Genomic DNA, 13,451 nt, shown 5'->3' with positions numbered 1-13,451 from the left:
GCCGGACCGTCCCGCGGCACCAGACTGAACGCCGTACCGAGCACCGAGCACCAGCACCTATCGAACGCCGGGCGGTTCCGGCGGCTCATTGGCTGACCGATATAGGAGACATACCGTGACATCGGCTGTAACCATCACCAGGCACGGGGGCACTGGAGGGCGTACGGCCGTTGCCGCGCGGGCGCGGCAGGTCGTCAAGGCGTACGGGTCGGGCGAGACCCGCGTCGTCGCCCTGGACCATGTGGACGTGGACATCGCTCGCGGACAGTTCACCGCGATCATGGGCCCCTCGGGGTCCGGCAAGTCCACCCTCATGCACTGCCTCGCCGGACTCGACACCGTGACGAGCGGTCAGATCTACCTGGACGACACCGAGATCACCGGCCTGAAGGACAAGAAGCTCACACAGCTGCGCCGGGACCGGGTCGGGTTCATCTTCCAGGCCTTCAACCTGCTCCCGACGCTCAACGCGCTCGAGAACATCACGCTGCCCATGGACATCGCCGGGCGCAAGCCCGACAAGCAGTGGCTCGCGCGCGTGGTGGACACCGTTGGACTTTCGGACCGACTCAGGCACCGGCCCACCCAGCTCTCCGGCGGACAGCAGCAGCGGGTCGCCGTGGCCCGCGCCCTGGCCGCGCGGCCCGAGATCATCTTCGGTGACGAGCCGACCGGAAACCTCGACTCGCGCGCGGGTGCCGAGGTACTGGGCTTCCTGCGCAAGTCGGTCGACGAGCTCGGGCAGACCATCGTGATGGTCACGCACGACCCGGTGGCCGCCTCCTACGCGGACCGCGTGCTGTACCTCGCCGACGGCCGGATCGTCGACGAGATGCACAAGCCGACCGCCGAGGCCGTCCTGGACCGCATGCTGTGCTTTTCTGGGGGACACCCCCAGACCCCCGACTTCGACGCCCGGGGGCGCACGTCATGACCGTCATGAAGACCTCCATGCGCAACTTCTTCGCGCACAAGGGACGCATGGCCCTGTCTGCCGTCGCGGTCCTGCTGTCGGTCGCCTTCGTCTGCGGCACGCTGGTGTTCACGGACACGATGAACACCACCTTCGACAAGCTCTTCGCGGCCACGTCCTCGGACGTGACGGTGAGCGCCAAGGGCGCCTCCGACAGCGGCGAGACCACCTCCGACAACGGCAAGCCGCCGGTCATGCCGGCCTCCGTGCTGACCAAGGTGCGCGAGGCGCAGGGCGTGAAGACGGCGGAGGGGACCGTCTTCTCGACCTCGGTGACCGTGGTGGACGCCGACAAGGACAGCCTCTCGCCGTCCGGCGGCGGCCCCACCATCGTCGGCAGCTGGAACGGCAACGACGCCCGCACCATGAAGATCACCTCCGGTACGGCGCCCAAGAGCTCCGACCAGGTCATGGTCGACAAGGACACCGTCGACAAGCACCACCTGAGGCTCGGTGACGAGATCGGCGTGATCAGCGCGGTCGGCACCCACAAGGCGAGGATCTCCGGCGTCGCCGAGTTCCAGGTCACCAACCCCGGCGCCGCGATCTTCTACCTGGACACCAAGACCGCCCAGGAGACCCTCGTCGGCGAGCCGAACGTGTTCACGAACGTCAACGTCACAGCCGCGTCCGGGGTCACCGACGCCCAGCTGAAGAAGAACGTCGCCGCCGAACTGGGCGGCACCTACAAGGTGCAGACGGCCAAGGAGACCGCCGACGCCAACCAGAAGGACGTCGAGGGCTTCATGAACGTCATGAAGTACGCGATGCTCGGCTTCGCCGGGATCGCCTTCCTCGTCGGCATCTTCCTGATCATCAACACCTTCTCGATGCTGGTCGCCCAGCGGACCAGGGAGATCGGGCTGATGCGGGCCGTCGGCTCCTCCCGCGGGCAGGTCAACCGCTCCGTACTGGTCGAGGCGCTGCTCCTGGGCGTGTTCGGGTCGGTGCTCGGGGTCGGCGCGGGCGTCGGGCTCGCGATCGGGCTGATGAAGCTCATGGGCTCCATGGGGATGAACCTGTCGACCAGCGATCTGACGGTCGCCTGGACGACCCCGGTGGTCGGCCTGCTCCTCGGCGTGGTCGTCACCGTCCTCGCCGCCTGGCTGCCGGCCCGCCGCGCGGGCAAGGTCTCGCCCATGGCCGCCCTGCGGGACGCGGGCGCCCCCGCCGACGCCAAGGCGGGCCGCGTACGGGCCCTGGTGGGCACGGTCCTGACCGCCGGCGGCGGTTACGCGCTCTACCTGGCCGCCGCGGCCGACAAGGCCAAGGAGGGCTCCGCGTGGCTCGGCCTCGGCGTGGTGCTCTCGCTGATCGGCTTCGTCGTCATCGGACCGCTGCTCGCCGGCGGTGTGGTGCGCGTCCTGGGCGCCGTCGTCCTCAGGGTGTTCGGTCCGGTCGGCCGCCTGGCCGAGCGCAACGCCCTGCGCAACCCGCGCCGTACCGGTGCCACGGGCGCCGCCCTGATGATCGGCCTCGCGCTGGTCGCCTGTCTGTCGGTGGTCGGCTCCTCCATGGTCGCCTCGGCCACGGACCAGCTCGACAAGACGGTCGGCACGGACTTCATCATCCAGTCCGACAGCGGGCAGATGATCACGCCGGCCGCCGTGAAGGCCGTGAAGGACACGCCCGGTCTTGAGCGGGTCACCGAATACAAGATCACCGAGGCCGACTACACGACCCCGGACGGCAAGGTCCTCAAGAACACCGACATCACGGCCGCCGACCCGACGTACGCGACCGACCTGCGGACCAAGACGGTCGCCGGCAAGCTCGCCGACGCCTACAAGCCCGACTCGATGTCCGTGCACGAAAGGTTCGCCAAGGAGCACGGCATCCGCCTCGGCTCGAAGATCAAGGTGGCGTTCGACGACGGGGCCACCGCGAACCTGACGGTGCGGGCCATCACCAGCAGCGACGGGATCATCGACGCGGGCTCCAAGTACATCTCCATCGCCACGCTCGCCACGTACGTGCCGGCCGACAAGATGCCCCTCGACCAGCTGGTCTTCGCCTCGGCGAAGGAGGGCCAGACGGACGCCGCGTACAAGTCCCTGAAGTCGGCACTGCACGACTACCCGCAGTACACCGTGCGCGACCAGAGCGACTACAAGGAAGCCCTCAAGGACCAGATCGGGCAGCTCCTGAACATGATCTACGGCCTGCTGGCCCTCGCGATCATCGTCGCGATCCTGGGTGTCGTGAACACCCTGGCGCTCTCGGTGGTCGAGCGGACCCGGGAGATCGGCCTCATGCGGGCCATCGGCCTCTCGCGGCGCCAGCTGCGGCGCATGATCCGCCTGGAGTCGGTGGTGATCGCCCTCTTCGGCGCGCTGCTGGGGCTCGGGCTGGGCATGGGCTGGGGCGCCACCGCCCAGAAGCTCCTCGCCCTGGAGGGCCTGAAGGTCCTGGAGATCCCCTGGCCGACGATCATCGCGGTCTTCATCGGCTCGGCCTTCGTGGGCCTGTTCGCCGCCCTCGTCCCGGCGTTCCGGGCGGGCCGTATGAACGTCCTGAACGCGATCGCGACCGAGTAGCCACCGCGGACGGGGGACAGGGCCCGGCGCCGAGGAGTCACGGGGGACTTCTCGGCGCCGGGTTCTTCGCTGTCCACGGGCGGGTGCGGGGTGCCCGCGGGTGCTTCGCCGTCCCCAGGGCACTCGTCGGGGAGGCGGGGTTGTCCACAGGCTCCGACGGCCGGGCCGACGCCGTCGTAGGCTGGAGACCCCCCGGCCCTTCGTTGTGTCGGGCCCTTCGCGTTGCCCACCCACCCCCAGACACCCCCCGGACGGAAGCCGCCAGAATGAGCCTGCACGGTCTGCTCGACGCCGTCGTCAAGGACCCCGCCCTCGCGGAAGCGATCACCGCGGCCCAGGACGGCAACCGCATGCACGTCGACCTGGTCGGCCCCCCGGCGGCCCGCCCCTTCGCGATCGCCGCCCTCGCGCGCGAGGCAGGCCGTCCCGTCCTCGCGGTGACGGCCACGGGCCGTGAGGCGGAGGACCTGGCCGCGGCCCTGCGCTCCCTGCTCCCCTCCGAGGGCGTCGTGGAGTACCCGTCCTGGGAAACCCTCCCGCACGAGCGCCTCAGCCCCCGCTCCGACACCGTCGGCCGCCGTCTGGCCGTCCTGCGGCGCTTGTCCCACCCCCGCCCCGACGACCCCGAGACCGGCCCGGTCTCCGTGGTCGTCGCACCCGTGCGGTCCGTGCTCCAGCCGCAGGTCAAGGGCCTCGGCGACCTGGAACCGGTGGCCCTGCGCACCGGCCAGACCGCCGACCTGAACACGATCGTGGAAGCCCTCGCCGCGGCCGCGTACGCGCGCGTGGAGCTCGTCGAGAAGCGCGGCGAGTTCGCCGTCCGAGGAGGCATCCTCGATGTCTTCCCGCCCACCGAGGAACACCCCCTGCGCGTCGAGTTCTGGGGCGACGACGTCGAGGAGATCCGCTACTTCAAGGTCGCCGACCAGCGCTCCCTGGAGGTCGCCGAACACGGCCTGTGGGCCCCGCCCTGCCGCGAACTGCTCCTGACGGACGACGTACGCGCCCGCGCGCGTGCCCTCGCCGAGGAGCACCCGGAGCTCGGTGACCTGCTCGGCCGGATCGCCGAGGGGATCGCCGTGGAGGGCATGGAATCCCTGGCGCCCGTCCTCGTCGACGACATGGAGCTCCTGCTCGACGTCCTGCCCAAGGGCTCCATGGCCGTCGTGTGCGACCCGGAGCGGGTGCGCACGCGCGCGTCCGACCTCGTGGCCACCTCGCAGGAGTTCCTCCAGGCCTCCTGGGCGGCCACCGCGGGCGGCGGCGAGGCGCCCATCGACGTCGGCGCGGCCTCCCTGTGGTCCATCGCCGACGTCCGCGACCGCGCGCGCGAGCTGGACATGATGTGGTGGTCGGTGTCGCCGTTCGCGGCCGACCTCGAACTGGAGGCGGACACCCTCAAGCTCGGCATGCACGCGCCCGAGACCTACCGCGGCGACACCGCCAAGGCGCTCGCCGACACCAAGGGCTGGCTCGCCGACGGCTGGCGCGCGGTCTTCGTGACCGAGGCGCACGGCCCGGCGGCCCGTACGGTCGAGGTGCTGGGCGGCGAGGGCATCGCGGCCCGCCTGGACGCTGAGCTCGCGTCTCTGAGCCCGTCCGTCGTGCATGTGGCGTGCGGTTCCATCGAGTACGGCTTCGTCGACCCGGCGCTCAGACTCGCCGTCCTGACCGAGACCGACCTGACCGGGCAGAAGGCGGCCGGCAAGGACGGCGCCCGGATGCCCGCCCGGCGGCGCAAGACGATCGACCCGCTCACCCTGGAGGCGGGCGACTACATCGTCCACGAACAGCACGGCGTGGGCCGCTACATCGAGATGGTCCAGAGGACCGTGCAGGGCGCCACGCGCGAGTACCTCGTCGTCGAGTACGCACCCGCCAAGCGCGGACAGCCCGGCGACCGGCTCTACATCCCCACCGACCAGCTGGAGCAGATCACCAAGTACGTCGGCGGCGAGGCGCCCACCCTGCACCGGCTCGGCGGCGCCGACTGGACCAAGACCAAGGCGCGCGCGAAGAAGGCCGTCAAGGAGATCGCCGCCGACCTGATCAAGCTGTACAGCGCGCGGATGGCGGCCCCCGGGCACACCTTCGGCCCGGACACCCCCTGGCAGCGCGAACTGGAGGACGCCTTCCCGTACGCGGAGACGCCCGACCAGCTCACCACCATCGCCGAGGTCAAGGAGGACATGGAGAAGTCGGTCCCCATGGACCGCCTGATCTGCGGCGACGTCGGCTACGGCAAGACCGAGATCGCCGTACGGGCCGCCTTCAAGGCCGTCCAGGACGGCAAGCAGGTGGCCGTCCTCGTCCCGACGACGCTGCTGGTGCAGCAGCACTTCGGGACGTTCTCCGAGCGGTACTCCCAGTTCCCGGTGGTCGTGAAGGCGCTCAGCCGCTTCCAGACCGACACCGAGGCGAAGGCCGTCCTGGAGGGGCTGCGCGAGGGCTCGGTGGACGTCGTCATCGGTACCCACCGGCTGTTCTCCTCGGAGACCAAGTTCAAGGACCTCGGCCTGGTCATCGTCGACGAGGAGCAGCGCTTCGGCGTCGAGCACAAGGAGCAGCTGAAGAAGCTCCGCGCCAACGTCGACGTGCTGACCATGTCCGCCACCCCCATCCCGCGCACCCTGGAGATGGCGGTCACCGGCATCCGCGAGATGTCGACGATCACCACGCCCCCGGAGGAGCGCCACCCGGTGCTCACCTTCGTCGGGCCGTACGAGGAGAGGCAGATCGGCGCGGCCATCCGCCGCGAACTGCTGCGCGAGGGCCAGGTCTTCTACATCCACAACCGGGTCGAGTCGATCGACCGGGCGGCCGCCCGCCTGCGCGAGATCGTCCCCGAGGCGCGCATCGCCACCGCGCACGGCCAGATGTCGGAGCAGGCCCTCGAACAGGTCGTCGTCGACTTCTGGGAGAAGAAGTTCGACGTGCTGGTGTCGACCACGATCGTCGAGTCGGGCATCGACATCTCCAACGCGAACACACTGATCGTCGAGCGCGGCGACAACTTCGGCCTCTCCCAGCTGCACCAGCTGCGCGGCCGGGTGGGCCGTGGCCGCGAGCGGGGCTACGCCTACTTCCTGTACCCGCCGGAGAAGCCGCTGACGGAGACGGCTCACGAGCGCCTGGCGACGATCGCCCAGCACACCGAGATGGGCGCGGGCATGTACGTCGCGATGAAGGACCTGGAGATCCGCGGCGCCGGCAACCTCCTGGGCGGAGAGCAGTCCGGGCACATCGCGGGCGTGGGCTTCGACCTGTACGTCCGCATGGTCGGCGAGGCCGTCGCGGACTACCGGGCCTCCCTGGAGGGCGGTGTCGAGGAGGAGCCGCCGCTGGAGGTCAAGATCGAGCTGCCGGTCGACGCGCACGTCCCGCACGACTACGCGCCGGGCGAGCGGCTGCGCCTGCAGGCCTACCGCGCGATCGCCTCGGTGAACACCGAGGAGGACGTCAAGGCCGTACGCGAGGAACTCGTCGACCGCTACGGCAAGTTGCCCGAGCCGGTGGAGAACCTGCTGCTGGTGGCGGGTCTCCGGATGCTGGCGCGCGCGTGTGGCGTCGGCGAGATCGTCCTCCAGGGCACCAACATCCGCTTCGCACCGGTGGAGTTGCGGGAGTCGCAGGAGCTGCGGCTCAAGCGGCTCTACCCGGGCACCGTCATCAAGCAGGCCGCGCACCAGGTGCTGGTGCCGCGCCCCAAGACCGCGAAGGTGGGCGGGAAGCCGCTGGTCGGGCGGGAGTTGCTCGGCTGGGTCGGGGAGTTCCTCACGTCGATCCTGGGGTCGTGAGGACTGGGGACAGAGAACAGGGGACCGGGGACCGGGGACAGAGAACAGGGGATAGGGGACAGAGAACAGGGGCTCGTGACCGAGCGGCCTCGACGGTGTGATCCGCCGTCAGGCCGCCGTTCGCTCGCCTGTACGCCGCCCGCTCCGCCGGGACAGTGAGTTCAGGGCGCACGGAACAACGTGGTCGCGAGGGTGCGGAACACCTCCTCCGGGTCCTGTTGGCCGACCGGGCCGTCCAGGTTGTGGCTGAGGAGCAGCGTGGCGAAGCCGTGGGCGAGGGACCAGGCGGCGACCCCCGCGAGGCGGCTGTCGACGCCGAGGTCGTCGGCGCGCACCGCCGAGACCGAGGTGCGCAGGGCGTCGGTGGCCAGGACGCGGGCCGTGGTGAGTTCGAGGTCGTCGGCACGCAGCAGTTCCGGCGCGAACATCACCTGGAAGTGGGCTGGGTGCTCGCGGGCGAAGCGTACGTAGCGCACGCCCGCGTCCTTGAGGTCCGAGGCGTCGTTGACCGCGGCCGCGAGCAGCGCGAATCCATCGGCGGCGATCGCCGTGAGCAGGCCGGTGCGGTCCCGGAAGTGGTGGGCCGGGGCCGCGTGCGAGACACCGGCGCGGCGGGCCAGGTCGCGCAGGCTCAGCCCGGCGGGGCCGTCCGCGGCGATGACGTCGAGGGCGGCGGTGAGGATCGCGTGGCGGAGATCGCCGTGGTGGTAGGGGCGGTTCGGCCTGTCGGTTTCCGTGGGTGGCATGGTCAGAGGGTACGCCCGATCTAGGCATTGACAAGTTCGGGCTGCCCAGGCAATCTAGTCAGTGTCAAGTTGTGGGGTGGGTTCGAGGGGTTTCACCGACGGCAGGGGGTAGGTCATGTCCGAGCACGACGGCAGGGTCGAGGCCGAGGTCGAGGTCCAGGCCGGCGGGGCGGGCGGCGCTGTGGAGCTGCCCCGCGTGCGCCGGCTCTGGCATCTGCTGGAGCCGCTGCACGCGGTGGTCTACTACGCGCCGGAGGTCTTCGAGGAGGCGGCGGCGCTCGGGTACGACACGAAGGAGCGCTGGCCGAGCTACTTCCCGCTGCGTGCCGCACCGTTGGGGCCGGTGGGCGCCGAGCGGGTGGCGTCCGCTTTCTACAGCTTCAGTCCCCGCATGGTCGCCGAGCACATCGACACCGCGTGGGCGAGGGCCGAGCCGGGCGCGGTGCTGGCAGCCAGGCTGCGGGGGATCGACCGGGCCTACCGCGTGCTGTTCGGCGACCGCGTCGACAGTCCGGAGCTCGCGCAGGCCGCCGCTCTCGCCCGCCGCGCGGCCGAGGCGGTGAACACGGCGGGCCGTCCGCTCGCCGCGGCCAACGCCGAGTCGCCGTGGCCCGAAGCCCCGCACCTCCAGCTGTGGCAGGCGGCGACGATCCTGCGCGAACACCGCGGCGACGGCCACATAGCGGCCTTGCTGGTGTCCGGTCTCGACCCGGTCGAGTCGCTGGTCTCCTTCGCCGCGATCGGCGCCGCGTCCGTGGAGCGTTTCGAGAGCCGGGGCTGGAGCGCCGGGGAATGGCAGTCCGCGCGCGAGCGTCTGACGGCCCGTGGCCTGGTCGACGAGCACGGCGAGGCGACGGACGCCGGCCGCGACCTGCGCCACCGCGTGGAACACCACACCGACCGGCTCGCCGCCGCACCGTGGCAGTCGCTCGGAGCGGCCGGCACGGCCAGGCTCGCGGACCTGCTCGGCGACTTCTGGGTCGCGGTGCTGTCCTCCGGGCTCCTCCCGTCGGAGACGACCCTGGGCATCGGCAAGGTCTGACCGTGGTAGTCAGGACGGATGCCCGGACAACTCCCCCTCGCGGAACAACTGGACGCGTTCCGTTCCACGCTCAGCCGCAACGAGACCCTGACCGAGGTGATGACCAGGACCGCGACACTTGACCTGCCCGGCTGGTACGTGACGGCGGGCTGCCTGTTCCAGACCGTGTGGAACGTGGTCACCGGCAGACCCGCGGCTCAGGGCATCAGGGACTACGACGTCTTCTACTTCGACGACACCGATCTCTCCTGGGAGGCCGAGGACGCCGTGATCAAGAAGGGGCAGGAGGTCTTCGGCGACCTGTCGGCCGAGGTGGAGATCCGCAACGAGGCCCGGGTGCACCTCTGGTACGAGCGGAAGTTCGGAGTGCCCTGCCCGCCGTACGACTCCACCGAGTCCGCCATCGACCGCTTCGCCGCGACCACCTGCTGTCTGGGCGTACGGCTGGAACCCGACGGGCAGTGGCGCGTCTACGCACCTCACGGGCTGTCCGATGTGTTCAACCTCGTGGTCCGCCCCAACCCGGTGCTCGCCCCGAGAGAGGTCTACGAGGCCAAGGCCGCGCGCTGGACGCGGGAATGGCCGGAGCTCAGGGTGCTGCCGTGGCCGGACGGAACACCGGCCTGACTCTTCCGGCACGTGAAGCCGCCCGCGCGAGGCGAAGCTGCGCGGACGGCCTCTCGTTCGGCGCCAGGTGAGGATGAGAGAGGGGCCTGAGCCCTCCGCAGGCCTTGGGGCCTACGGCTGTTCGGGCCTGTCGCGATCCATGCCGAGCGACCCCTCGATCTTCTGCTGTGCGTCGTCGACCTGGCTCTCGTACTTGTTGCCCGTCCGGTCGTTGACCTTCCGTTCCGCCATGTCGGACATGTCCTTGGACTTGTCCTGCATCTGGCGGTTGCTCTTGAACCTGTCGAAGATGCCCATCCAGAGCTCCTTCCGGAGGTGACTCAGCAATGACGATACGACCGATATGTTCGCGATGCCCACTTGGGAGGGGTGTGGTCTGGACCTCCTGAATGCCGCGGTGCGCCCGCTCGCTACGGTGTGCGCGACGTCGTACGAGGGAAGGCGCTCCTTGCGGGGGGCGGACCGGGTTGGAAAAGGGGAGGGACGCACGTGATGCGTCTGAGGGGCGGGGCCGCGGCCGCCGTCGTGCTGGTGTTCGCCGTGGCCGGGTGCAAGGCGGAGACGACCACAGGGTCCGGCGGGCCGCAGGAGACCGGGGCCGCGGGCGGCTCGGGCGCCGCTCTCACCGCGGCCGAGTCGCTCACCGTGAAGGGGCGGGCGCCCAAGACGGGTTATGAGCGGGACAAGTTCGGCACCGCGTGGGCGGACACCGACTCCAACGACTGCGACACCCGCGACGACATACTCAAACGCGACCTGGAGGACGTGAAGTTCACCGGCGGGGACTGCAAGGTGTCCTACGGCGTGCTCGAGTCGGACCCGTACTCCGGCAAGGAGGTCACCTACCGGCGGGGGCGCAGCCAGGTCGACATCGACCACGTGGTCGCGCTCTCCGACGCCTGGCAGAAGGGGGCCAAGTACTGGGACGCGGGCAAGCGGATAGCTCTCGCCAACGATCCCCTCAACCTCCTGGCCGTCGACGCGAGCACCAACCGTTCCAAGGGGGACGGTGACACGGCGACCTGGCTGCCGCCGAACAAGGCGTACCGGTGCACCTACGTGGCCGCTCAGGTCGCCGTGAAGAAGAAGTACGACCTGTGGGTCACGGCCGCCGAGAAGTCCGCCATGGAGAAGGTCCTCTCGGGCTGCCCCGGCCAGAGGCTCCCGGCCGGCGGCAATCCGACGGCGGCCCCGCCGAGGTTCCACGCGGACTGAGCGAGCCCTGGGGCGCGCGGTCCTGGGGTCCTTGGCGGGCGGGAAATGCGCTTTCCGGTGGGCGGTCCCGCGCCTACGGTGATCACATGGAGCTGAGGGTATCGAGTCTCGCCGAGCGCCCCGAGATGCGGGAGCGCGTCCTCGGCATGGCCGACAGCTGGCCGCGGTTCGTGACCGAGGACCTGATGGGCGGCGCACACTACTCACGGATCTCCGGCGAACTCCCCGGGCACGTGCTGTTCGCCGAGGACGAGCGGGGCGAGGTCGTCGCGCACGCCCACAGCGTCCCCTTCGCCCTGCACACCGAGGACCGCGGCGAACTGCCCGCCCGGGGCTGGGACGAGATGCTCGAGTGGGCCTTCAGCGACCTGCGGCGGGGCGTACGGCCCGACACGGTCAGCGCGATCTCCGTCGTCGTCGATCCGCGCCTGCAGGGCCACGGCCTGTCCGCCCGGATGCTCTCGGCGATGTGTGACAACGCCCGCGCCCATGGCTTCAGCGAGGTCGTCGCCCCCGTCCGCCCCAGCGCCAAGCACCTGGAACCGCACACCCCGATCCAGGAGTACGCCTTTCGCGTACGACCCGACGGTCTGCCGTACGACCCCTGGCTGCGCGTCCACGCCCGGGCCGGTGCCGCCGTCCATGCCGTGGCACCGGCCTCCATGACGGTGTCCGGCTCCCTGGAGCAGTGGCGCCGCTGGACCGGTCTGCCCTTCGACACCCGGGGCGACATCGAGGTGCCCGGGGCACTGGTGCCGGTGCGGTGCGAGCCGGAGCGCGGGTACGCGGTGTACGTCGAGCCCAACGTGTGGATGCGGCACGCTCTTTGAGCGTGCCGCACCGGTCCCGGGGGCTCAGCCGCCCAGGTTGTCGAGGTCCAGGATGTCGCCGGCCGGCTTCCGCGTCGGCACCGGTTCGTCGAAGTCGCTGAAGGTGACGGACCCCTGGTCCGCACCGGCCGTGCTGTCGATCCGCAGCAGGTACGGCTTGCCCTCGGTGGCGACGTACAGCGTGTAGCGGTCCTTGCCGTCCTTCTCGTGCAGCGTGATCGCGGGTATCCCGTCGACGGTGGCCGCCTTGCCGCGGCTCGCGTCGGAGGCGGTGTCCTCGGCGCCGTCGAGCACCGAGCCCAGGTCGCAGAAGTCCTCGAACTCCTTGGCGTCCGCACCCGTCGCCTTCGACTTGGTCCACTTGCCGGCCAGCATGGCCACGGCCGCGTCGGCGTCCGCCTTCGACTCGCCCTCGCTCTGCTCGCGCAGAAGCGCCTCGTCGAACTTCATGTACACGAGGTCACCGGTCTTGATCAGGTCGGCCTTGCCCTTGCCGCCCATGCCGATGGTGCCGGCGCACTCGCCCTTCTTGTTCACGAGGACGTCGAGGCTGATGGTGCCGCCGCTCTCGTCGTCGGGGATGTCGCCCTTCACACGCAGCGAGGAGGCGCCGGTCGTGGCCTTCGTGGCCCGGTCGGCTATCTCGCCGCCGGTCAGCCCGGCGAAGGGTTCCTTCTTCGCGGCCGGCTTGCTGGGATCAGCGGACGCGCTGGACGCGCTCGACGTGCTGTCCGCCTTGTCCTGGCCCGGCTGGCAGCCGGTGAGTCCTGCGGTGGCCGCGGCGGCGATGCAGAGAGCGGCAAGTGCGGTACGACGCATGGTGATTCCTTGGTGGGGATGCGGTGAGGTGATGAGGTGCGGGGCGCGCGGTGCGTGGGGCGCGCCGCCGTGGTGAGCGAGCGGCAGCCGAAGGGGGACGGGCCGGTTCAGCCGGTCTTCTTCCAGTCCTTGCAGCCGGTCGTCTTGAAGTAGGCGTCCGAGGCGCTGACCTTGACGACGGCCGTGCCGTTCACGTTGTCGTTCGCGAGGATCGAGTCGAGGCCGTGCTCGGCGTCCTTGGTGCGCTCCCAGTAGCAGGAGTCGTCGGTGTTGCCGGTGGACCTGTAGGTGCCCGGGGCGATGTCGGTGCCGACCGCGAACATGCCGCCGTCGCCGGACATCCGGGAGACGAAGGAGCCCTTCGTCTTCGCGTCGACGGCCTCCCAGTCGTTGCAGTCGCTCGACGTGAAGAGCTTGTCGGTGGGCTTGACGGTCACGTAACTGGTGCCGGTGACGTTGTCGTTGGCCAGCAGCGAGTCCATCTCGCCCGAGGCGTTTTTGGCCCGCTCCCAGTAGCACATGCCGTCGCTGTTGCCGGTGGTGCGATACGTGCCGGGCTTGACGTCCGAACCGACCCGGAAGTCGCCGTCACCCGAGAACGCGGGCTTCTTCTTGGCGACCTCGGCCGTGCGGGTGCCCTTGCCGGTGCTGCGGGGGGTACCGCCGTCCCCGTTGTCCCCGTTGTCCCCGGCGTTCGCCGAGACGGCTCCGATGACGACGACTCCCACGACGGTGCCCAGCGCGATCTTGCCCTTCATGCCCATGACTGTGTCCCCCTCCGACGTGGCGACCCCGGCTTGTCCGGCGGCCACTCGTTCGCTGGGTCAATAAGAGCAGAGCTTGTGAACCGAGTCAACACGGTTCA

11 protein-coding genes are annotated in these 13,451 nt (G+C 70.3%); 7 read left to right on the top strand and 4 right to left on the bottom strand.

The window, feature by feature from the left end; genetic code table 11:
- Positions 1-115 precede the first annotated feature (115 nt).
- The 3 genes from ACFYZ8_RS35310 to mfd all read left to right on the top strand — a co-directional run bounded on the left by ACFYZ8_RS35310 (position 116) and on the right by mfd (position 7,307).
- Complete coding sequence (locus ACFYZ8_RS35310) at positions 116-934, top strand: ABC transporter ATP-binding protein (protein WP_388540979.1); 819 nt, start codon at positions 116-118, stop codon at positions 932-934.
- A complete protein-coding gene (locus ACFYZ8_RS35305) occupies positions 931-3,510 on the top strand; it encodes an ABC transporter permease (protein WP_388540977.1) in 2,580 nt (859 codons plus the stop codon). The genes ACFYZ8_RS35310 and ACFYZ8_RS35305 overlap by 4 nt, the downstream gene beginning before the upstream one ends.
- A 266-nt stretch (positions 3,511-3,776) precedes the next feature.
- The gene (gene mfd, locus ACFYZ8_RS35300) at positions 3,777-7,307 is read left to right on the top strand and encodes a transcription-repair coupling factor (RefSeq protein WP_388540974.1); all 3,531 of its coding nucleotides are present in this window, start codon (positions 3,777-3,779) and stop codon (positions 7,305-7,307) included.
- Between the two features lie 161 nt (positions 7,308-7,468).
- Here mfd and ACFYZ8_RS35295 read toward each other — a convergent pair whose 3' ends face one another.
- Positions 7,469-8,053, bottom strand: coding sequence for a TetR/AcrR family transcriptional regulator (locus ACFYZ8_RS35295; RefSeq protein WP_388540971.1), 585 nt, complete (start codon positions 8,051-8,053; stop codon positions 7,469-7,471).
- A 115-nt stretch (positions 8,054-8,168) separates the two neighbouring features.
- Between ACFYZ8_RS35295 and ACFYZ8_RS35290 the strand changes: the two genes are divergently transcribed.
- Positions 8,169-9,095 carry a hypothetical protein gene (locus tag ACFYZ8_RS35290; protein WP_388540969.1) on the top strand — a complete coding sequence of 309 codons (927 nt, stop codon included), beginning with the start codon at positions 8,169-8,171 and terminating at the stop codon, positions 9,093-9,095.
- An 18-nt stretch (positions 9,096-9,113) separates the two neighbouring features.
- The gene (locus ACFYZ8_RS35285; protein ID WP_388540966.1) at positions 9,114-9,722 is read left to right on the top strand and encodes a nucleotidyltransferase family protein; all 609 of its coding nucleotides are present in this window, start codon (positions 9,114-9,116) and stop codon (positions 9,720-9,722) included.
- 111 nt (positions 9,723-9,833) lie between these two features.
- On the opposite strand, the gene ACFYZ8_RS35280 is transcribed toward ACFYZ8_RS35285, so the two are convergent.
- Positions 9,834-10,019 (bottom strand): antitoxin, encoded by a 186-nt coding sequence (locus ACFYZ8_RS35280; protein WP_359035673.1) that lies wholly within the window; start codon positions 10,017-10,019, stop codon positions 9,834-9,836.
- Between the two features lie 195 nt (positions 10,020-10,214).
- Here ACFYZ8_RS35280 and ACFYZ8_RS35275 point away from each other — a divergent pair, with 195 nt between their 5' ends.
- Together ACFYZ8_RS35275 and ACFYZ8_RS35270 are read left to right on the top strand one after the other, a co-directional pair.
- A complete protein-coding gene (locus tag ACFYZ8_RS35275) occupies positions 10,215-10,937 on the top strand; it encodes an HNH endonuclease family protein (protein ID WP_359035734.1) in 723 nt (240 codons plus the stop codon).
- Positions 10,938-11,023: 86 nt separating this feature from the next.
- A complete protein-coding gene (locus tag ACFYZ8_RS35270; RefSeq protein ID WP_388540963.1) occupies positions 11,024-11,767 on the top strand; it encodes a GNAT family N-acetyltransferase in 744 nt (247 codons plus the stop codon).
- 24 nt (positions 11,768-11,791) lie between these two features.
- Here the strand turns inward: ACFYZ8_RS35270 and ACFYZ8_RS35265 are convergent, their stop codons facing one another.
- Both ACFYZ8_RS35265 and ACFYZ8_RS35260 read right to left on the bottom strand, forming a co-directional pair.
- Positions 11,792-12,586: a hypothetical protein gene (locus ACFYZ8_RS35265; protein WP_388540960.1), complete on the bottom strand. Its 795-nt coding sequence runs from the start codon at positions 12,584-12,586 to the stop codon at positions 11,792-11,794.
- Between the two features lie 107 nt (positions 12,587-12,693).
- On the bottom strand, positions 12,694-13,350 hold the full coding sequence (locus tag ACFYZ8_RS35260; RefSeq protein WP_388540958.1) for a hypothetical protein: 657 nt from the start codon (positions 13,348-13,350) through the stop codon (positions 12,694-12,696).
- Positions 13,351-13,451: the final 101 nt, after the last annotated feature.

Source organism: Streptomyces sp. NPDC001668, assembly GCF_042893155.1.
Lineage (GTDB): Bacteria > Actinomycetota > Actinomycetes > Streptomycetales > Streptomycetaceae > Streptomyces.
Note: the sequence above shows the minus strand (reverse complement) of the source record. Positions and strands in the feature narration are given on the sequence as shown.

Bases quoted from the DNA above. Each gene is read 5' to 3' on its own strand.
- ACFYZ8_RS35295 (WP_388540971.1), bottom strand. From the start codon at position 8,053: ATGCCACCCACGGAAACCGACAGGCCGAACCGCCCCTACCACCACGGC.
- ACFYZ8_RS35270 (WP_388540963.1), top strand. From the start codon at position 11,024: ATGGAGCTGAGGGTATCGAGTCTCGCCGAGCGCCCCGAGATGCGGGAG.
- ACFYZ8_RS35280 (WP_359035673.1), bottom strand. From the start codon at position 10,019: ATGGGCATCTTCGACAGGTTCAAGAGCAACCGCCAGATGCAGGACAAG.
- ACFYZ8_RS35305 (WP_388540977.1), top strand. From the start codon at position 931: ATGACCGTCATGAAGACCTCCATGCGCAACTTCTTCGCGCACAAGGGA.
- mfd (WP_388540974.1), top strand. From the start codon at position 3,777: ATGAGCCTGCACGGTCTGCTCGACGCCGTCGTCAAGGACCCCGCCCTC.
- ACFYZ8_RS35275 (WP_359035734.1), top strand. From the start codon at position 10,215: ATGCGTCTGAGGGGCGGGGCCGCGGCCGCCGTCGTGCTGGTGTTCGCC.
- ACFYZ8_RS35290 (WP_388540969.1), top strand. From the start codon at position 8,169: ATGTCCGAGCACGACGGCAGGGTCGAGGCCGAGGTCGAGGTCCAGGCC.
- ACFYZ8_RS35260 (WP_388540958.1), bottom strand. From the start codon at position 13,350: ATGGGCATGAAGGGCAAGATCGCGCTGGGCACCGTCGTGGGAGTCGTC.
- ACFYZ8_RS35285 (WP_388540966.1), top strand. From the start codon at position 9,114: ATGCCCGGACAACTCCCCCTCGCGGAACAACTGGACGCGTTCCGTTCC.
- ACFYZ8_RS35265 (WP_388540960.1), bottom strand. From the start codon at position 12,586: ATGCGTCGTACCGCACTTGCCGCTCTCTGCATCGCCGCCGCGGCCACC.